Annotated in this window: 18 protein-coding genes; 10 read left to right on the forward strand and 8 right to left on the reverse strand. The window is 66.2% G+C overall.

What is annotated here, in order from left to right; all coding sequences use genetic code 11:
• Positions 1–115: 115 nt before the first annotated feature.
• Positions 116–616, reverse strand: a complete 501-nt coding sequence (gene tpx / locus FG99_RS25395) for a thiol peroxidase (RefSeq protein WP_009621821.1) — start codon at positions 614–616, stop codon at positions 116–118.
• Between the two features lie 600 nt (positions 617–1216).
• Here tpx and FG99_RS25400 point away from each other — a divergent pair.
• A complete protein-coding gene (locus tag FG99_RS25400) occupies positions 1217–1690 on the forward strand; it encodes a thermonuclease family protein (RefSeq protein WP_009621820.1) in 474 nt (157 codons plus the stop codon).
• Between the two features lie 51 nt (positions 1691–1741).
• On the opposite strand, the gene FG99_RS25405 is transcribed toward FG99_RS25400, so the two are convergent.
• On the reverse strand, positions 1742–2350 hold the full coding sequence (locus FG99_RS25405) for an FMN-dependent NADH-azoreductase (RefSeq protein ID WP_009621819.1): 609 nt from the start codon (positions 2348–2350) through the stop codon (positions 1742–1744).
• Positions 2351–2464: 114 nt separating this feature from the next.
• Between FG99_RS25405 and FG99_RS25410 the strand changes: the two genes are divergently transcribed.
• Positions 2465–3370 carry a LysR substrate-binding domain-containing protein gene (locus FG99_RS25410; RefSeq protein WP_009621818.1) on the forward strand — a complete coding sequence of 302 codons (906 nt, stop codon included), beginning with the start codon at positions 2465–2467 and terminating at the stop codon, positions 3368–3370.
• A 6-nt stretch (positions 3371–3376) separates the two neighbouring features.
• On the opposite strand, the gene FG99_RS25415 is transcribed toward FG99_RS25410, so the two are convergent.
• The gene (locus tag FG99_RS25415; protein ID WP_043273017.1) at positions 3377–4063 is read right to left on the reverse strand and encodes a DUF1294 domain-containing protein; all 687 of its coding nucleotides are present in this window, start codon (positions 4061–4063) and stop codon (positions 3377–3379) included.
• A 16-nt stretch (positions 4064–4079) separates the two neighbouring features.
• Positions 4080–4910, reverse strand: coding sequence for an undecaprenyl-diphosphate phosphatase (locus tag FG99_RS25420; RefSeq protein WP_009621814.1), 831 nt, complete (start codon positions 4908–4910; stop codon positions 4080–4082).
• Positions 4911–5514: 604 nt separating this feature from the next.
• On the opposite strand from FG99_RS25420, the gene FG99_RS25425 reads away from it, so the two are divergent.
• The 6 genes from FG99_RS25425 to FG99_RS25450 all read left to right on the forward strand — a co-directional run bounded on the left by FG99_RS25425 (position 5515) and on the right by FG99_RS25450 (position 10459).
• Complete coding sequence (locus FG99_RS25425) at positions 5515–5961, forward strand: hypothetical protein (protein WP_043272901.1); 447 nt, start codon at positions 5515–5517, stop codon at positions 5959–5961.
• A 1-nt stretch (position 5962) separates the two neighbouring features.
• Positions 5963–6538 (forward strand): hypothetical protein, encoded by a 576-nt coding sequence (locus FG99_RS25430; protein ID WP_009621810.1) that lies wholly within the window; start codon positions 5963–5965, stop codon positions 6536–6538.
• Positions 6539–6590: 52 nt separating this feature from the next.
• Positions 6591–7610: a hypothetical protein gene (locus FG99_RS25435; RefSeq protein ID WP_043272903.1), complete on the forward strand. Its 1020-nt coding sequence runs from the start codon at positions 6591–6593 to the stop codon at positions 7608–7610.
• 75 nt (positions 7611–7685) lie between these two features.
• Positions 7686–8366, forward strand: a complete 681-nt coding sequence (locus FG99_RS25440) for a C39 family peptidase (RefSeq protein ID WP_009621806.1) — start codon at positions 7686–7688, stop codon at positions 8364–8366.
• 43 nt (positions 8367–8409) lie between these two features.
• Positions 8410–9144 carry a hypothetical protein gene (locus tag FG99_RS25445; protein WP_043272905.1) on the forward strand — a complete coding sequence of 245 codons (735 nt, stop codon included), beginning with the start codon at positions 8410–8412 and terminating at the stop codon, positions 9142–9144.
• A 55-nt stretch (positions 9145–9199) separates the two neighbouring features.
• Positions 9200–10459 carry a coiled-coil domain-containing protein gene (locus tag FG99_RS25450; RefSeq protein ID WP_043272906.1) on the forward strand — a complete coding sequence of 420 codons (1260 nt, stop codon included), beginning with the start codon at positions 9200–9202 and terminating at the stop codon, positions 10457–10459.
• Positions 10460–10513: 54 nt separating this feature from the next.
• Here FG99_RS25450 and FG99_RS25455 read toward each other — a convergent pair whose 3' ends face one another.
• From FG99_RS25455 to FG99_RS25465, 3 genes are all read right to left on the reverse strand, one after another.
• Positions 10514–11851 carry a sigma-54 dependent transcriptional regulator gene (locus FG99_RS25455; RefSeq protein ID WP_009621799.1) on the reverse strand — a complete coding sequence of 446 codons (1338 nt, stop codon included), beginning with the start codon at positions 11849–11851 and terminating at the stop codon, positions 10514–10516.
• A 258-nt stretch (positions 11852–12109) separates the two neighbouring features.
• Positions 12110–12544 (reverse strand): carboxymuconolactone decarboxylase family protein, encoded by a 435-nt coding sequence (locus FG99_RS25460; RefSeq protein ID WP_043272907.1) that lies wholly within the window; start codon positions 12542–12544, stop codon positions 12110–12112.
• Between the two features lie 108 nt (positions 12545–12652).
• Positions 12653–13081 (reverse strand): Lrp/AsnC family transcriptional regulator, encoded by a 429-nt coding sequence (locus tag FG99_RS25465; RefSeq protein ID WP_009621795.1) that lies wholly within the window; start codon positions 13079–13081, stop codon positions 12653–12655.
• Between the two features lie 265 nt (positions 13082–13346).
• Between FG99_RS25465 and FG99_RS25470 the strand changes: the two genes are divergently transcribed.
• Positions 13347–15029 carry a flavin monoamine oxidase family protein gene (locus tag FG99_RS25470; RefSeq protein ID WP_043272908.1) on the forward strand — a complete coding sequence of 561 codons (1683 nt, stop codon included), beginning with the start codon at positions 13347–13349 and terminating at the stop codon, positions 15027–15029.
• Positions 15030–15045: 16 nt separating this feature from the next.
• A complete protein-coding gene (locus FG99_RS25475) occupies positions 15046–15834 on the forward strand; it encodes a carbon-nitrogen hydrolase family protein (protein ID WP_009621791.1) in 789 nt (262 codons plus the stop codon).
• A 404-nt stretch (positions 15835–16238) separates the two neighbouring features.
• Here FG99_RS25475 and fusA read toward each other — a convergent pair whose 3' ends face one another.
• Positions 16239–18347, reverse strand: a complete 2109-nt coding sequence (fusA, locus tag FG99_RS25480) for an elongation factor G (protein ID WP_043272910.1) — start codon at positions 18345–18347, stop codon at positions 16239–16241.
• Positions 18348–18538 lie beyond the last annotated feature (191 nt).

Here is an 18538-nt window from a genome sequence, read left to right on the forward strand (position 1 = left end):
ACAGCAGCAGGGCCAGGGCTGCTGCTCCCCGCACAACGCCAAAAACGAAGATGCCGCCCGGCCATTGGGCGGGGCGGCATCCGGGGCCTGCGGCAGCCGGGGCTGCGGCGGGCGATCAGCTCAGCGCGGCGACGGCGGCGGCGTAGTCGGGCTCGTCGGCGATCTCACCGACCAGTTGGCTGTGCAGCACCTGGTCGTTCTCGTCCAGCACCACTACGGCACGGGCGGCCAGGCCGGCCAGCGGGCCGCTGGCGATGGCCACGCCGTAGTTGGCCAGGAAGTCGGCGCCACGCATGGTCGACAGGTTGACCACGTTCTCCAGGCCTTCGGCGCCGCAGAAGCGCTTCTGGGCGAACGGCAGGTCGGCGGAGATGCACAGCACCACGGTGTTGGCCAGTTTGCTGGCCTCGACGTTGAACTTGCGCACGGAGGTGGCGCAGGTGGGGGTGTCGACGCTGGGGAAGATGTTCAGCACCTTGCGCTTGCCGGCGAAGTTCTCCAGGGTCACGTCGGCCAGGTCGCCGCCGACCAGCTTGAAGGCCGGGGCCTTTTCGCCTTTCTGCGGCAGTTTGCCGTCGACGTTGATCGGGGAGCCCTTGAGGGTGACTTGAGCCATTGCGGTATTCCTTCTATCGAGGGGATGGCCCCGCCGGAGAGGTCGGCGGGGCCGGGGATTTCGGGGCCGGGCGTCATCCTAGCATGAACTTGTCCGAGTGAATCTGTCGGGAATGACGGGGTAAGGTGAGGCGTATCAGGATGACTCAGGATTCTCCCCCCACTCCGAACAGCCCCCTCTCCCTCCGGGAGAGGGCAACGGACTTCGCCCACACACTCTGCCAAACCTCTACTCCGCTCCCCCTCCCTAACCCTCCCCCGCAAGCGGGAGAGGGAACCGTTCGGCATGAAGCGCAATCACCAGGCTCCCTGAACCACAATGCGCAAACCGCAGGCGAACGGCTCCAGGAAAGCACGGTCGTAGGAGCAACTGTCTTGCGGGCCGCACCGGGGCGCTCTTCGTAGGATGGGTTGAGCTTGCGAAACCCATGCGGTTGCGCTGATGGGTATCGCTTCGCTCAACACCATCCTACGAAAAGCCATGCTCACTCATGCGGCAGGAGCGGACTCTGTCCGCGATCACCCCACCAGCCGCACCGGACCATCCGACGACACAGCCCCATTGCGACGCTATCCTGCAACCACACCCTCAGGAGGCTCCATGCGACCGCTTTATCCCGCCCTGCTCCTCGCCCTCTCCCTCCCCGCTCTCGCCCAGTCCGACGGCCCCTGCCAGGTCACCGCCGTCGCCAGCGGCGATCGCCTGACCTGCCGCCTGGCCGAGCGCAGCGTCGATGTGCGTCTGCGCGGCATCGAGGCGCCCAGGGCCGGCGAACCCTATGCCCAGGCTTCCCTGGACAACCTGCGGCGCCTGGCCGAGGGCCGCAGCGCCACCCTGGTGCTGCCGCGCGAGGAAGCTGCCGGTGCGCTCAGCGCCGCCGTATGGGTGGAGCCCGCGGACTGTCCGGGCTGCGGCCATACCCTGGACGTCGGCCGGGCGCAGCTTGCCGTGGGCATGGCGCGCTGGCGGGTGGACGATCCCCAGGGCGAGGAAGAGCGCGCCCAGTACAACTTCGAGGAACAGGAGGCGAAGGCGCGCAAGGTCGGCCTGTGGCGGCCGGCGCGCACGCCCTGAAAGCACGAAGCCCCGGCACTGCCGGGGCTTCGTCGCTCTACTCGCAGCGGATCAGGCGCTGGCGAAGGCCGAGGCGATCTCGGCGCGGGCGCCCTTAATGGCGTTGGCGCGCGGTTCCTCGCCGTAGGCCAGGCCCTCGGCGCGGATCACTTCGATGTCGGTGATGCCGAGGAAGCCCAGCACCAGCTTCAGGTAGTCCTCGTGGGCGGCGCCGCTCGGCTGGCCGGCGTGCAGGCCGCCGGCGGTGGAGACGATGATCACCTTCTTGCCGCCAGCCAGGCCCTGCGGGCCGTTCTCGGTGTAGCGGAAGGTCTTGCCGGCCACGGCGATGCGGTCGATCCAGGCCTTCAGCTGGCTGGGCACGGTGAAGTTGTACATGGGCGCGCCTATGACGATGGCGTCGGCGGCGAGGAACTCCTCGATGCTGTTCTCGCCCAGGGCGGCTTCGTGCTTCTGCGCGGCATCGCGCAGTTCCGCCGGGGTGCCGGCGGCGACCAGGCTGGCGGCGGACAGGTGGCTGATGGCGTCGGCGGCCAGGTCACGGTAGGTCACCTGTACGCCCGGCTCGGCGGCGGCCCAGGCCTGGACCACTTCCTGGCTGAGCTGGCGGGAGGCGGAGGCGTCGCCGAGGATGCTGGAATCGATGTGCAGAAGTTTCATGGGGTGGCTCCTGTGAATGGGGGTAGGAAGCGATGGGACGGATGCTACGCATGTAGCCAATGAGCGATAAGTCGGCAAAAATGCGATGAATCGTCCCACCAGCAGGACAATCCCATGCAGGACCTCAACGATCTCTTCTATTTCGCCAAGGTGGTGGAAGCCGGTGGCTTCGCCGCCGCGGGCCGCGAACTGGGGCTGCCGAAGTCGCGGTTGTCGCGGCGCGTCGCCGAGCTGGAGGCGCGCCTGAACGCGCGCTTGCTGCAGCGCACCACGCGCAAGCTGGCACTCACCGACATCGGCGAGCGCTACTACCGGCACTGCCAGGCGATGCTGGTGGAGGCGGAGATGGCCGACGAGGTGGTCGCCCAGCTCAGCGCCGAGCCCCGCGGGCGGGTGCGCCTGTCCTGCCCGGTGGCGATGGCCGAGACGTCGCTCAACGCCATGCTGCCGGGCTTTCTCGCCAGCTATCCGCAGGTCAACCTGGAGCTGCTGCTGACCAACAGGCGCGTCGACCTGGTCAACGAAGGCGTGGACGTGGCGCTGCGCGTGCGCGCCCCCAGCGACGAGGACCCGTCGCTGGTCACCCGCCGCCTGCGCCCGGCCGCTGCGGTGCTGGTGGCCGCGCCGGAGCTGCTGCGCGGCCGCCGGTTGCAGGGCCCGGACGACCTGGCCGGGCTGCCGGTGCTGGGCGCCATCGGCAACGACCGCAAGGTGCACCTGCAGTTGCACGGCCCCGGCGGCGCAGTCCGTGAACTGGCCCTGGAAGCGCGCCTGGCGGCGGAAGACTTCAACCTGCGCAAGAACGTGGCGCTGGCCGGCCTGGGCATCACCACCCTGCCCCTCTATTACTGCCTGGAAGAACTGGCCAGCGGCCAACTGGTGCGGGTGCTGCCCGACTGGCAGGAACCGGCGGCCTTTATCCAGGCGGTGTACCCGCACCGGCGCGGCCTGCTGCCGGCGGTGCGGGCGCTGATCGATTACCTGGCCGAGGGCTTCGGCCGCAGCGACGAACCGCTGTAAGGCGGCTCAGAACGCCGGCAGTACCCGCGCCAGCAGCACGCCACCGAGCAGGCGGTCCAGCCAGAACACCTGGTGCAGCAGCACTATCGCCCAGAACACCAACTGGTAGCTGGGCTTGCGCGTCTTGTGGCGCAGCAGGCGCTGGGCCAGGAAGGCGCCCGGCCAGCCGCCCAGCAGTTCCAGCAGGTGCAGGGTCTGTTCCGGCGTGCGCCAGGCGCCCTGCTCGGCGCTGCGCTTGTCGCGCCAGTAGGCGAAGAAGGCGACCAGGCTGAACAGCGGGTAGGCCAGCAGCCACCAGGGCGCGGCGCCGGCGAGCAGCAGGCGGCCGGCGCCAACCGCAGGCAACAGCAGCAAGGCGGCGAGCCAGCCCAGCGCCCTGCCCCAGCCGTTCGGCCGGGACGGCTCGGCGATCTGCCGGCCGCTGCGGACCTTGGCGCGGGTCGCAGGCGCCGCCGGCTTGCGGCGGATCTCGGGCAGGTCCACGGCCAGCCCGGCCAGGCGCGCATGTTCGGCGCGCGGGCGGCCCTGGCGATCGGAACCCGCGACGAAGCGCACCGCATCGCCGGCCTGGGGCCGGCGGTCGCCGCGGAATGCCGAGATGTGCAGGAAGAATTCCTCGCCGCCGGCGCGCGGGCGGATGAAGCCGAAGCCCTTGTCGTCGTCCCAGCGGCTGATGACGCCGTCCTTTTCCATGTTCATCCGCGCGGCCTCAGGGAGCGGCGCTGCTCCAGTCGATCAGGCTGAACTGCCAGGTCGCCAGGATCAGCAGGCCGAAGCCGATGCGGTACCAGGCGAACATCGCGTAGCTATGATTGGCGATGAACTTCAGCAGTCCGCGCACGGCGATCATGGCGAAGATGAAGGAGGTGACGAAGCCCACGGCGAACACCGGCAGGTCGCTGGGCTGGAACAGGTCGCGGTACTTGTAGCCGGAATAGACGGCGGCGCCGACCATGGTCGGCATGGCCAGGAAGAAGGAGAACTCCGTGGCCGCCTTGCGCGACAGGCCGAACAGCAGGCCGCCGATGATGGTGGCGCCGGAGCGCGAGGTGCCGGGGACCAGCGCCAGGCACTGGGCGCAACCGACCTTCAGGGCGTCCTTCCAGGTCATGTCGTCGACGCTCTCGGCGCGGATGCGGTGCTCGCGCTTCTCGGCCCAGAGCATGACTACCCCGCCGACCACCAGCGCAGCCGCCACCGTGATGGGGTTGAACAGGTAGTGGTGGATCAGGTCGGCGAAGGCCACGCCCAGCACCACGGCGGGGAAGAAGGCGACCAGCAGGTTGACGGTGAAACGCTGTGCGCGAGGCTGGCTGGGCAGGCCGCAGATGACCTCGAGGATTTTGCCGCGGAACTCCCAGACCACCGCCAGGATGGCGGCCAGCTGGATGATGATGTTGAAGGCCTGGGCCCGCTCACCGACGAAGCCCAGCAGGTCGGCGACTATGATCTGGTGCCCGGTGCTGGACACCGGCAGGAACTCGGTCAGCCCCTCGACCACTCCCAGGACGAACGCCTGAAAGGCATTCCAAAACTCCATACTGCTTCCCCCGAAGGCGCATTTTTCGTGTTTCTTCTGTTTTGTGTGCAGCCATCCGGCCCCGCTGGTGGGCCCGACGAAAGGCTGGGCATGCTACTGCATTGCGCTGCCGCGGGTCAGCGTGTAACGAAAATTTCTCGCATCAGCGCAATCCATCCTTCGGCCCTGGCCGCGAACAGGCGGTGGAATGAGACAGGCAGCGCTCGCGATCATTCCCTTAACACTTCCATTCCCGTCGCTAAACCCTTGAAATGAAAAGTGCACATTCGTACCAAAAGCCCCTCTGAGTGGCCATCATGTATCAGCCCTGAAACAGCCCGAGAGTGCTCAGCCTCAGGAATGACGCAAACAACGATGGCATCACGAAAAACTGTTTCAACAATGATACGCCTGCACGCAAAGCCCCATTCCAGAGGACTTGCCCCACTTTTGGTGGGGATGGCCACCCGCCCTTCTGTCTCAACGGCGAAACAGGTTTCTCTCAGAGGTTTCTGTCAGTAATTCGTAAGCCCATGAATTTCAAGCGATAAGCAAAAGCGGCACGGCTTCTGCTCCATCCCGGTACTGCTGTTTAGGGCACAGCGCACCAGAAGGGATCGCCATCATGGGGAACATCGACTCAAGGATCGTCGGACTGCTCGCCTCCCTCGCCTGCATGACCGCTGCTGCGTTGCCGCCGACGGTTCAAGCGGGTGACGGCACCATCGTCATCCAGCGCACCGTACAGCCACGGGTCGCCACCCGCCCGACCATGGTGCCCGATCCGAATCCGATCACCGTCAATCCGAACATCTCCGCCCAGATCAACCGCCAGGTCGGCAACGCCGAACTGGATGACGCCGAGTTCGCCCGCGTCACCAGCGGTTCGAGCCTGTCCCAGCGGATTCTCCCGGGCGGCAACCTGGTGGGCATGGACAACGGCGTCAACCAGACGCTGCAGTCCGGCAGCCTGGGTGGCGGCGGCGGCAGTGGCGCCGGCATCTCCAACTCGGTCAATCGCACCGTGCAGCAGGGCCTGTCGCCGCTGCGCATGCTGACGGGAGATCGCTGACATGAAAGCACGCCTGCCCCTTCTCGCCCTGCTCTGCTGCTCCAGCGCCTTCGCCGCCGACCCGCAGCTGGTGAACAACGCCAGCATCGACAACGCCGGGCGCGGCTACAACGGCGTGGCCAGCGTCAACCAGGCCGCCGGCGACGAACAGCAACAGGCCAACGGCCGCGCCATCGCCATCGGCACCAGCGGCGGCGCCAGCACCCGGTTCCAGCAGACCGTCATCACCACCGCCGACCCGAGCCAGGCCGCCAAGGCCTCGATCACCGGCAACTCGTTCTCCAACGGCAGCGGCGCCCTGGGCGTGAACCAGGCCGCCGGTACCGCCAACCAACAGGTCAACGCCATGAGCATCAGCGTCACCGCGGTGCCTCAGAGCGTCGACGACAACGTGCTGTCGCAGCAGAACATCACGTTGTCCCAGAACTCCGGCCCAGCCGGTTCCACCATGGGCAGTCGGCAGGTCGTCACCAGCGACCAGGCATTCGCCGGCAGCCGGGGGGTGGTCCAGGTGAGCCAGAGTGCCGGTATCGGCAATCGCATTGCCAATACCTTGAGCATCCGGGTCGCAGATTGACCCACGCCAACAACCAGAAACACTAAGCACACTAAATGCAAGGAGATACACCATGAAACCTACAATGGCCCTCAAGCCTCTGGTTTTCGCTGTTACGGCAGTCATGGCTGTAAGTGTTTACGCAGGCAATGACCATGATCGTGACCGTCGCCACGGCCATGACCACGACAACCATCACGGCCAACAGCAGTACGATCCGTACAAGGACCCGCGGATTCAGGCCGGCGCCAGCGCTACCGTTACCGATAGCCAGAACAGCTACGACAACAACGTCATCAACCAGGGGACCAAGAACACCGCAGGTGTCAGCAACTCCCTGGGTGGCGCTTCGGGCAACGTCGGGGCCAACGTCGCCGCTGGCGACATGAACCAGCAGGCCAATGCCGCCGCGCTGGCCACCGCGGATGAACACTTCATCTTCGGCTCCGCCTACGCGTCCACTTCGGTGACCCAGACCAACACCAACAACACTGCCTGGAACTTCTCCACCGCCAACAACGCCGCTCTGAACAACTCGGCCAACGGCGCCTCGGGCAACGTCGGCATCAACATCGCCGCCGGCAACTACAACCAACAGAAAAACGACATGGCCGCCGCCGTTTCCGGTGGGCGCCTGGCCGGTGCCAACAGCGGCGCCAGCCAGACCTCCAGCGGCAACAACGTAGCCAACATGGGCATCGCCACCTTCGACACCAAGACCCTCAAGTCCAGCTTCTACGCTCATGGCACCTATCAGGGCCATGGCTCGGGCGTAGTGCTGGATGACCCGGAAAAAGGTGGTCATCACGACTACAAAGACAACGACCGCAACAAAGTGGACAAGGATCCGCTGTACTTCAGCGAGTCGGGCTCCATCGATCTGCGTGGCCAGGCTACCTATCAGGTCCTGGTTCCCAGCGGCTGGAAGGACCCGGTCGTGAACAACGCTTCCATCAACAGCTCGCTCAACGGCGTGTCGGGTAACGTAGGCGTGAACGTTGCTGCCGGCGTCGGCAACCAACAGAGCAACTCGCTGTCCATCGCCGCCGGTTGCCAGGCTTGCGTAAGCACTGGCGCAGTCACTGGCTTCTAAGCGACATCGTGCTGTACCTGGAGGCTCCGGCAACGGAGCCTCCCCTTTCTCAGCGCTGGCATAGGCGTCACGATCATGCGCACGCTCGCTTTCCTGCTCCTCGCACTCTGCTCCGGCCTGCTCCAGGCCGCGCAGCTGCCCTTCGCCATACTGCCCGGGGGCACGCTGGCCTATAAGCACGTGGAGAGCATCCGCGAACGTCGCTTCAGCAACCTGGTGGAGCAGAAGACCGACTTCAGCTGCGGCGCCGCCGCACTGGCCACCATCCTGCGCACCGGCTACAACCTCGACGTCGACGAGGAGTTCGTCATCCGCGGCATGCTGGTCAAGGCCGACCCCCAACTGGTGCGTACCCAGGGCTTCTCCATGCTGGACATGAAGACCTACCTGGAAAGCATCGGCATGCGGGCCCGCGGCTACCGCATCCCGGTCTCCTCCCTGGAGAAGCTGACCATTCCAGTGATCGTGCTGCTGGACGTGCGCGGCTACAAGCATTTCGTCGTGCTGCAGCGCACGCACAACGGCCATGTCTACGTGGGCGACCCCGTGCTCGGCCACAAGCGCTACACGGAAGAAGATTTTCTCAAGGGCTGGAACGGCATCATCTTCGCCATCATCGGCCCCGGCTATGACAGGGCCAACGCCCTGATGAGCCCGCCGGAACCCCTGACCGCGAAGAACCGCCTCGATACCTTCCGCCCCGTCAAGGACGCGGAGCTCATGGATTTCGGATTCATCCAGAGCGACTTCCTGTGAGCCAAACGATAACGAGAGGTGGGATCCTCTCGGGGAGCGAACGATGAGAACCATTCAGCTGCTCGCCACCGCCTGCCTGGTGGCCAGCCTGCCGATCCAGGCCTCCGAGATTTTCCGGCCGATCGAGCTGCACGACCAGGAGCTGGCCCAATTGCGCGGCCGCTACGTCATGCCCGGGCGCATCATCAGCTTCGGCATCGTCATGAGCAGTACCTGGAAAAACGCCGTCGGCGACAACATCGGCGCCAAGGTGAGCATGCAGATCCAGGAATCCACCATCAAACCGCAGTTCTACGTCACCACCACCAAGGAAACCGGCAACGGCGGCACACCCTCGGCCGCGACCGGCAGCATCGTCGGTGGCGCGGGGCTCAACCAGACCCAGGGTGTCACCCAGAGCGCACGCTCGGCGGGTGACTACAACACCGCCTACAACAATGTCGGCATCAACGTGAGCGAAGCCGACCAGGCGCCCGCCGCAAGCAACCAGGGCACGCCCCTGAACGGCCCGGTCAGCGCCAGCAACGGCGCCGGCACCGTCACCGTGTCCCCCGGCAACGGGAACATCCAGTTGGCGATCAATGCCAACGGCCAAGGCTCGAGCCTCCAGCAACTGGGGGCCGGCGGCCTGGTGCAGGCCACCAACCTGCTGGGTAGCAGCAACCTGGTCAACAACCTTACCCAGCTGAACGTGGTCCTGCGTAACAACGCACCTTCCGTCGGAGCGCTGGATTGCAATCTCGACCAGCTCAAGGGTCTGCGATCCATGGGAATGTGATCTACGCTCAGTGGCGGAAGTAGTGCCCAAACGATAAAGATAGGGATAGCGCGCCATGCACCGATCGCTCACGCTTCGCACTGCAATCTGTGTATCCGCTTTGCTCCCCTCGGCCTTCGTCCATGCTGCGACGGAGGCCGAGGTGGAGGCTCTGAAACAGGAACTCATCGAGCTCAAGCAACGCTACGAGTCGCAACAGAAAGCGCTCATGGTGCTCGAGCAGCGGGTTCGCCAGGTAGAGGAACAGCCGGCGGCGACCCCGGCGCAGCCCAAGCGCCTGGTCACTGCCACCAACAAGCCGACGCCGCCGGGCACCGGAAGCTCCTACGGCGAATCGCTCAAGGACGACAGCAACAACCCGCCCAAGAGCGTGGAGAACCTCTACGACGAGGCCAGCGGCTTCTTCGGCAACGGCGCCTTCAGCTTCGAGACCGGCCTGACCTACACCCACTACGACACCAAGCAGCTGATCCTCAACGGCTTCCTGGCGCTGGACACCATCTTCCTGGGCAACATCGGCGTGGACAACATCAAGGCCGACAACTGGACCCTGGACCTGACCGGCCGCTACAACTGGAACAACCGTTGGCAGTTCGACATCAACGTGCCCGTGGTCTACCGCGAGAGCACCTACTCCTCGGCCGGCGCCGGCAACTCCACCGCGCAGTCCACCGACGAGAAGGTCGACCGCGACCCGACCCTGGGCGACGTCAACTTCGGCATCGCCTACAAGTTCATGGACGAGACCGAGTCGCGTCCGGACGCGGTGTTCAGCCTGCGGGTGAAAGCCCCCACCGGCAAGGACCCCTACGGCATCAAGCTGGTCCGCGCGCCGGACAACGACAGCCTCAACGTGCCCGACGACCTGCCCACCGGCAACGGCGTCTGGTCCGTCACCCCGGGCATCTCGCTGGTCAAGACCGTCGACCCGGCGGTGCTCTTCGCCAGCCTGAGCTACACCCACAACTTCGAGCGCGACTTCAGCGACATCAGCCCGCAGCAGGGCACCAAGCTCGGCGGCAAGGTGGACCTGGGCGACTGGTTCCAGGTCGGCGCCGGCGTGGCCTTCGCGCTGAACGAAAGGACCAGCATGTCGTTCTCCTTCTCCGACCTGATCTCGCAGAAGAGCAAGCTCAAGCCCGACGGCGGCGACTGGCAGTCGATCACCGACAGCGACGCCAACGCGGCCTACTTCAACTGGGGCCTGACCTACGCCTGGAGCAACAACCTGACCATAGTGCCGAACCTGTCCATCGGCATCAGCCCCGATGCCCCGGACTTCAGCTTCAGCGTCAAATTCCCCTACTACTTCTGAACCCCGCATACGACAACGGCCCCTTTCGGGGCCGTTGTCGTTTCTGCACCCTGCTCAGCGCAGCTGGTGCTTGTGCAGCAGGCGGTAGAAGGTCGGCCGCGAGATGCCCAGCATGCGCGCCGCCAGGCTCAGGTTGTCGCCGTGGCGGGCCAGGGCGTCGCACATGGCCTGGCGCTCGGCGCCCAGCTTGTACTCCTCCAGGGTCACCAGCGGCACCTTGCCGGAGCCGCCGCGCTGGCGCTCCAGGCCCAGGTCGCGGGCCTCGATCTGCCTGCCTTCGGCCAGCACCAGGCCACGGCGCACGCGGTTGGCCAGCTCGCGCACGTTGCCCGGCCAGGCGTGTTCGGCCATCGCCGCCAGGGCGTCGTCGCTGAAGCGCCGCGGGCGGCGGCCGGTCTCGACGCTATAGAGGTGGGCGAAGTGGTTGGCCAGCAGCGCCAGGTCGCCATTGCGCTCGCGCAGCGGCAGGGTCGACACCTGCAGCACGTTCAGACGGTAGTACAAGTCCTCGCGGAAGCTGCCGGTGCGGATGGCGTTCTCCAGGTCCAGGTGGGTGGCCGCCAGCACCCGCACGTCCACGGCGATGGGCTGGCTGCCGCCGACGCGCTCGATCTGCTTCTCCTGCAGCACCCGCAGCAGGTTGGCCTGCAACTCCAGGGGCAGGTCGCCGATCTCGTCGAGGAACAGGGTGCCGCCGTTGGCCTGCTCGAAGCGGCCGATCTTGCGCTGGTGCGCGCCGGTGAAGGCGCCCTTCTCGTGTCCGAACAGCTCGGACTGGATCAGATGCTCGGGAATGGCCCCGCAGTTGATCGCGATGAACGGCCGGTTGGCCCGCCGCGACTGGCGGTGCAGGGTACGCGCCACCAGCTCCTTGCCGGTGCCGCTCTCGCCGCGGATCAGCACCGGCGACTCGGTGGGCGCGAACTTCGCCAGCAGGCGGCGCAGCTCCTGCATCGAGCGGCTCTCGCCGAGCAGCTCGTGCTGGTGCTCCAGGCTGTGGTAGGTGCCGCCGCGCCCGCGCAGGCGCGCCATGCCGAAGGCGCGGCCGAGGGTGACCTGCACCCGCGCCACGTCGAACGGCAGGGTATGGAAATCGAAGAACCATTCGCAGACGAAATCGCCCACCTCCTGGATGGGCAACGCGTCCGGGCTGAGCACCGCGATCCACTCGGTGCCGCTGCGGGTGATGAGGTCCTTCACCGACTCCGGGCGCTCCAGGTGTTGCGGATGCAGACGCAGCAGGCCGACGTCGCAGTTGCGTTCGCTCGCCACGTCGAGCCCGCAACTGTCTACCTCCCACCCTGCTGCCCGGAGCCCGGGCAATAATCGCTGGCAGTCATCGCAGGGATCGACCACCAGCAGGCGACGCCGTTTCGACGCTACTTCGAGCATGCTCCCTTCCTTGGCGCCATTTTTTTGAAAAACTTTATAAAACAGAAACTTGGCGCTCCAAGTTGTAAAGCTAGCAATATCTTGACGCGCCCATTGACCGTTTTCCTATAAGGCCGATGCCGAAACGATCTCAGCAGCCCGTTCCGGCCTATTGACTTATGCCGAAAGCCTCTGGGAAAGCCCTCCTTCATGCCCTTTCCACTCACCTCGCGTCGGAAAATCGTCTTTTCCGGGTGACGAGGGCCCGCAGCCGGCTGTTCAGGGCACCATGGCCATGCCGACGCCGAAGCGGTTCCAGGCGTTGATGGTGGCGATGGCCAGGGTCAGGTCGACGATCTCGGTGTCGTTGAAGTGTTCGCGCAGGGCGTCGAACTGCGCCTGCGGGGCGTGCTTCTCGGCCAGCAGGGTGAGGCTTTCCACCCAGGCCAGCACGGCGCGCTCGCGGGCGCTGAAGAAGTTGGTCTCGCGCCAGACGCTTAGGGTCTGCAGGCGCGCCTCGCTCTCGCCGGCCTTGCGCGCGTCGTCGGCGTGCATGTTCACGCAGTAGGCGCAGCCGTTGATCTGCGAGGCGCGCAGGCGGATCAGCTCCAGCAGGCCATTGTCCAGGCCGGACTTCTCCAGCGCCTGCTCCAGCCCGAGCATGGCCTTGTAGGCGCTGGGGGACTGCCCGGCCCATTCGATACGTGCACTCATGTCTCTCTCCAGTGGGGCCCGCCGGTTGCGGGAATGCAGATACCTTAGCCGCCGTTGCGGGGCCGCCGAATAGCCAATGCCGGGCAATAGCGGGAGTCCATTGCGGCCCTAGCGGTCGATGCGGGTGGAGAGAACGATCGACGACATGGTGCGCTCCACCCCGTCCAGTGCGCCGATGCGGTCGAGCAAGGCATCCAGGTCGCGGATCGACAGGGCCTCGACGATGGCGATCATGTCGAACTGGCCGCTCACCGAGTGCAGCGTCTTCACCTCGGGGATCTTCTCCAGCGCCTGCACCACCTGATGCGACAGCTTGGGCAGCGCCGTCACCAGCACGTGGGCGCGCACCAGCGACTGCGCGTAACTGTCGGCGACCTTGATCGAATAGCCGCTGATGATGCCCTGCTGCTCCAGGCGCTCGATCCGGCTTTGCACCGTGGAGCGCGACACCCCGAGCTTGCGCGCCAGTTCGGAAACCGACTCGCGGGCATTGGCGCGCAGGAGGCTGAGCAGGGCCGCATCGGCGTTTCTCGTCATTTTGTCGAATCCATTGGTTGAATTGCCTGGAATAGCTCCGTCATTTTGCAGATTGGCGGATTCATTTCAACGACCGGCTTTGCCACCATGTGCACCAGCGCCGGCCCGCCAGGGCCGGCCGACAAGCCTGGCCAGGCTTGCCCTCTCCGCGTTCGCGCCATCCATCGGAAGGCCCGCCGCGGAGCGCGTGCGGCGGTGCAAGAGACACCTGCCTGGGCAATGCTGGAACAAGGGCCAGGCACGCCAGAATCCTTGGGAGAGATAAATGCACAACAACCGCCACCCCCATACCCCCGGCAAGCAACCGGTGACCATCTTCGGCCCGGACTTCCCCTTCGCCTTCGACGACTGGCTGGAGCACCCGGCGGGCCTGGGCAGCATCCCGGCGCACAACCATGGCCAGGAAGTGGCCATCGTCGGTGCGGGCATCGCCGGGCTGGTGGCGGCCTACGAACTGATGAAGCTGGGCCTGAAGCCGGTGGTCTACGAGGCCTCGAAGCTGGGCGGCCGGCTGCGCTCGGAGCCCTTCGAGGGCGCCGAGGGCGTCATCGCAGAACTCGGCGGCATGCGCTTCCCGGTCTCCAGCACGGCCTTCTACCATTACGTGGACAAGCTGGGCCTTGAGACCAGGCCCTTCCCCAACCCGCTGACGCCGGCCTCCGGCAGCACCGTGGTGGAACTGGAAGGCACCAGCCACTACGCGGAGAAGATCGACGACCTGCCGCAGATCTTCCGCGAAGTCGCCCAGGCCTGGGCCGACGCCCTGGAGGACGGCGCGCGCTTCTCCGAGATCCAGGACGCCATCCGCGCACGCGACACCGTCAAGCTCAAGGCGCTGTGGGACGAACTGGTGCCGCTGTGGGACGACCGCACCTTCTATGACTTCGTCGCCACCTCCAAGGCCTTCTCGCGCCTGTCCTTCCACCACCGCGAAATCTTCGGCCAGGTCGGCTTCGGCACCGGCGGCTGGGACTCGGACTTCCCCAACTCCATGCTGGAAATCTTCCGCGTGGTGATGACCAACTGCGACGACCACCAGCACCTGGTGGTGGGTGGCGTCGAGCAGGTGCCGCGCGGCATCTGGAACCACGTGCCGGAGCGCTGCGCGCATTGGCCGGCCGGCACCTCCCTGGCCAAACTGCACAACGGCGCGCCGCGCCCGGGGGTGAAGAAGATCGCCCGCGCCGCCAGCGGCAACCTGGCGGTCACCGACTACTGGGGCGACACCCGCGAATACGCCGCGGTGCTGACCACCTGCCAGAGCTGGCTGCTGACCACCCAGATCGAATGCGAGGAAGCGCTGTTCTCGCAGAAGATGTGGATGGCCCTGGACCGCACCCGCTACATGCAGTCGTCGAAGACCTTCGTCATGGTCGACCGGCCGTTCTGGAAGGACAAGGACCCGCAGACCGGCCGCGACGTCATGAGCATGACCCTCACCGACCGCCTGACCCGCGGCACCTACCTGTTCGACAACGGCGACGACAAGCCCGGGGTGATCTGCCTGTCCTACTCCTGGATGAGCGACGCCATGAAGATGCTGCCGCACCCGGTGGAGAAGCGCGTGCAGCTTGCGCTGGATGCCTTGAAGAAGGTCTACCCGAAGGTGGACATCGCCAGCCACGTGATCGGCAACCCCATCACCGTGTCCTGGGAGGCCGATCCGCATTTCCTCGGCGCCTTCAAGGGCGCCCTGCCTGGCCACTACCGCTACAACCACCGCATGTACTCGCACTTCATGCAGGACGACCTGCCCGCCGAGCAGCGCGGCATCTTCATCGCCGGCGACGATGTATCCTGGACCCCGGCCTGGGTCGAAGGCGCGGTACAGACCTCGCTGAACGCCGTGTGGGGCATCCTGCACCACTTCGGCGGCGCCACCCACCCGGACAACCCCGGCCCCGGCGACCGCTATGCCGAACTGGGCCCCGTGGCCCTGCCCGACTGACCAAGGAGGAAGCGCCATGCGCCTCGCCCTCTACCAGTGCCCCCCGGGGCCCGACGACCTCGCCGGCAACCTGCGCCGGCTGCGCGAGGCCGCGCAACGCGCGGCCGCCCAGAGCGCGGACCTGCTGGTCTGCCCGGAAATGTATGCCAGCGGCTACAACATCGGCGCCGAACGCGTCGCCGCCCTGGCCGAAGCCGCCGACGGCGCCATCGCCGAGACGGTGGCGGGGATCGCCCGGGAGTTCGACGTCGGCATCCTCTACGGCTACCCGGAAAGCAACCCGGCCGGCGCGCCGTTCAACAGCGTGCAACTGATCGACCGCCACGGCGAGCGCCGCGCCAACTACCGCAAGACGCACCTGTACGGCGACCTCGACCGCGACCAGTTCAGCCCCTCGGACGAGCCGCCGGCGATCGTCGAGCTGGACGGCTGGAAGCTCGGCCTGCTGATCTGCTTCGACGTCGAGTTCCCCGAAGCCGTGCGCACCCTGGCCCTGGCCGGCGCCGACCTGGTGCTGGTGCCGACGGCCAACATGCACCCCTACGAGTTCGTCTGCCAGGTGCTGGTGCCCACCCGCGCCTACGAGAACCAGGTGTTCCTCGCCTACGCCAACTTCCAGGGCAGCGAAGGCGAACTGGAATACTGCGGCCTGAGCTGCGTGGTGGCCCCGGACGGCCAGGTGATGGCCCGGGCGAAACAGGCCGGGGAACTGCTGATCGCCGACCTTGAGCCGGAACGCATCGCCATGGTCCGCGAGGGCTACAGCTACCTGCGGCTGCGCAGGCCGATGCTGTATCGGTCCTGATGGAGCGGCTGCAAGGTATAGGAGCAACTGTCTTGCGCCGAGGCGCTCTTCGTAGGATGGGTTGAGCTTGCGAAACCTATGCGGTCGCGGCGATGGGTATCGCTTCGCTCAACGCCATCCTACGAAAAGCCGTGCTTCCTGGAACCTAGGACCTTGTCCGCGATAGCCGGACGTTCCGGCGCGGATCGCGGATAAGATCCGCTCCTACGCCGCCCCACCCACACCACGCCCTGTAGGAGCGCGCCCTACGCGCGATTCGCAGGCAGGGCCTGCTCCTACAGTCCCCTGGGGGCACGGCTTCTCGTAGGAGCAAGCTTGCTCGCGAACCGCAGTCACCATGAGGCATCGCATCCCGCCCCAATGAAAAACGGCGCCCTCGGGCGCCGTTCTTCACCCCGCAAACCTCACCCGTTGTTCTTCTTCACAATGGCATCGGCGATATTCGCCGGCGCCTCGGCGTACTTGGTGAACTCCATCGAGTAGCTGGCGCGCCCCTGGGACATCGAGCGCACGTCGGTGGCGTAGCCGAACATCTCGCCCAGCGGCACCTCGGCGCGGATCACCTTGCCCGCCGGGGTGTCTTCCATGCCCTGGATCAGGCCGCGGCGGCGGTTCAGGTCGCCCATCACGTCGCCCATGTAGTCCTCGGGGGTCACCACCTCGACCTTCATCACCGGCTCCAGCAGCACCGCGCCGCCCTTCTGCGAGAGCTGCTTGGTGGCCATGGAGGCGGCGATCTTGAAGGCCATCTCGCTGGAGTCGACGTCGTGGTACGAGCCGTCGTACACCGTGGCCTTCAGGCCGATCAGCGGGTAGCCGGCGAGCACGCCGTTCTGCATCTGCTCCTCGATGCCCTTCTGGATCGCCGGGATGAACTCCCGCGGGATCACCCCGCCGACCACCTCGTTGTGGAACTCCAGGCCGTCCTTGCCCTCGTCGCCCGGCTCGAAGCGGATCCAGCAATGGCCGAACTGGCCGCGCCCGCCGGACTGGCGGACGAACTTGCCCTCGATCTCGCACTTGCGGCGGATCGCCTCGCGGTAGGCCACCTGCGGCTTGCCGATGTTGGCCTCGACGTTGAACTCGCGGCGCATGCGGTCGACGATGATGTCCAGGTGCAGCTCGCCCATGCCGGAGATGATGGTCTGCCCGGTCTCCTCGTCGGTCTTCACGCGGAACGAGGGGTCCTCCTGGGCCAGCTTGGACAGGGCGATGCCCATCTTCTCCTGGTCGGCCTTGGTCTTCGGCTCCACCGCTACCGAGATCACCGGGTCGGGGAAGTCCATGCGTTCGAGGATGATCGGCTTGTCGATGGCGCACAGGGTGTCGCCGGTGGTGACGTCCTTCATGCCGATCAGCGCGGCGATGTCGCCGGCGCGCACTTCCTTGATCTCTTCGCGCTGGTTGGCGTGCATCTGCACCATCCGCCCGACGCGCTCCTTCTTGCCCTTCACCGAGTTGAGCACCGCGTCGCCGCTGCTCAGCACGCCGGAGTAGACGCGGGTGAAGGTCAGGGTGCCGACGAAGGGATCGGTGGCGATCTTGAAGGCCAGCGAGGAGAACGGCTCGTTGTCGTCGGCGTGGCGCTCGTCGTGCTTCTCCTCGTCGTCCGGGTGGGTGCCCTTGATCGCTGGGATTTCCGAGGGCGCCGGCAGGTAGTCGATCACCGCGTCCAGCACCAGCGGCACGCCCTTGTTCTTGAACGAGGAACCCAGCACCGCCGGGACGATCTCGTTGGCCAGGGTGCGCTGGCGCAGGCCGGCCTTGATTTCCTCCAGGCTCAGCTCCTGGCCCTCGAGGTACTTGTTCATCAGCTCATCGTTGGCCTCGGCGGCGGCCTCGATCATGTGCGCGCGCCACTCCTCGGCCAGCGCCTGCAGCTCGGCGGGGATCGGTTCCTCGCGGTAGCTGGTGCCCTGGTCGTCGTCGTTCCAGTAGATGGCCTTCATCTTCACCAGGTCGATCTGCCCGTTGAAGTTCTCCTCCGCGCCGATGGCCAGCTGGATCGGCACCGGGTTGTGGCCCAGGCGCCGCTTGATCTGCTCGACCACGCGCAGGAAGTCGGCGCCCTGGCGGTCCATCTTGTTCACGTAGGCCAGGCGCGGCACGTGGTACTTGTTGGCCTGGCGCCACACCGTCTCGGACTGCGGCTCGACGCCGTCGGCGCCGCTGAACACCACCACGGCGCCGTCGAGCACGCGCAGCGAGCGCTCCACCTCGATGGTGAAGTCGACGTGGCCGGGGGTGTCGATGATGTTGAAGCGGTACTTGTGCGGGTACTGCTTGGTCGAGCCCTGCCAGAAGGCGGTGGTGGCCGCCGAGGTGATGGTGATGCCGCGCTCCTGCTCCTGCACCATCCAGTCCATGGTCGCCGCCCCGTCGTGCACCTCGCCCATCTTGTGGTTGACCCCGGTGTAGAACAGGATGCGCTCGGTGGTGGTGGTCTTGCCGGCGTCCACGTGCGCGACTATGCCGATGTTGCGATAAAGCTCGATGGGCGTGGTGCGAGCCATGATGTGCTCCGTTTCTGCTGGATGACTTGAGGTTTCGACCGCGAACGGCAAAGCCGTCCGCCGAAGAAGGCAAACCCTCGAATTATGCATTCGGGACAGGCTCAAGGTAGCGCGTCTGCGCGGCAATTCCAGTGCCGATGACGGCGCCCGGCACATGCGCCGACCGGCTGCGGCATCGCGGCATTGCGCCG

The organism is Pseudomonas sp. AAC, assembly GCF_000725445.1.
Taxonomy (GTDB): domain Bacteria; phylum Pseudomonadota; class Gammaproteobacteria; order Pseudomonadales; family Pseudomonadaceae; genus Pseudomonas; species Pseudomonas citronellolis.

Bases quoted from the DNA above. Each gene is read 5' to 3' on its own strand.
- fusA (WP_043272910.1), bottom strand. From the start codon at position 18,347: ATGGCTCGCACCACGCCCATCGAGCTTTATCGCAACATCGGCATAGTC.
- FG99_RS25425 (WP_043272901.1), top strand. From the start codon at position 5,515: ATGGGGAACATCGACTCAAGGATCGTCGGACTGCTCGCCTCCCTCGCC.
- FG99_RS25455 (WP_009621799.1), bottom strand. From the start codon at position 11,851: ATGCTCGAAGTAGCGTCGAAACGGCGTCGCCTGCTGGTGGTCGATCCC.
- FG99_RS25410 (WP_009621818.1), top strand. From the start codon at position 2,465: ATGCAGGACCTCAACGATCTCTTCTATTTCGCCAAGGTGGTGGAAGCC.
- FG99_RS25465 (WP_009621795.1), bottom strand. From the start codon at position 13,081: ATGACGAGAAACGCCGATGCGGCCCTGCTCAGCCTCCTGCGCGCCAAT.
- FG99_RS25405 (WP_009621819.1), bottom strand. From the start codon at position 2,350: ATGAAACTTCTGCACATCGATTCCAGCATCCTCGGCGACGCCTCCGCC.
- FG99_RS25415 (WP_043273017.1), bottom strand. From the start codon at position 4,063: ATGGAAAAGGACGGCGTCATCAGCCGCTGGGACGACGACAAGGGCTTC.
- FG99_RS25430 (WP_009621810.1), top strand. From the start codon at position 5,963: ATGAAAGCACGCCTGCCCCTTCTCGCCCTGCTCTGCTGCTCCAGCGCC.
- FG99_RS25440 (WP_009621806.1), top strand. From the start codon at position 7,686: ATGCGCACGCTCGCTTTCCTGCTCCTCGCACTCTGCTCCGGCCTGCTC.
- FG99_RS25475 (WP_009621791.1), top strand. From the start codon at position 15,046: ATGCGCCTCGCCCTCTACCAGTGCCCCCCGGGGCCCGACGACCTCGCC.
- FG99_RS25445 (WP_043272905.1), top strand. From the start codon at position 8,410: ATGAGAACCATTCAGCTGCTCGCCACCGCCTGCCTGGTGGCCAGCCTG.
- FG99_RS25460 (WP_043272907.1), bottom strand. From the start codon at position 12,544: ATGAGTGCACGTATCGAATGGGCCGGGCAGTCCCCCAGCGCCTACAAG.
- tpx (WP_009621821.1), bottom strand. From the start codon at position 616: ATGGCTCAAGTCACCCTCAAGGGCTCCCCGATCAACGTCGACGGCAAA.
- FG99_RS25450 (WP_043272906.1), top strand. From the start codon at position 9,200: ATGCACCGATCGCTCACGCTTCGCACTGCAATCTGTGTATCCGCTTTG.
- FG99_RS25435 (WP_043272903.1), top strand. From the start codon at position 6,591: ATGAAACCTACAATGGCCCTCAAGCCTCTGGTTTTCGCTGTTACGGCA.
- FG99_RS25470 (WP_043272908.1), top strand. From the start codon at position 13,347: ATGCACAACAACCGCCACCCCCATACCCCCGGCAAGCAACCGGTGACC.
- FG99_RS25420 (WP_009621814.1), bottom strand. From the start codon at position 4,910: ATGGAGTTTTGGAATGCCTTTCAGGCGTTCGTCCTGGGAGTGGTCGAG.
- FG99_RS25400 (WP_009621820.1), top strand. From the start codon at position 1,217: ATGCGACCGCTTTATCCCGCCCTGCTCCTCGCCCTCTCCCTCCCCGCT.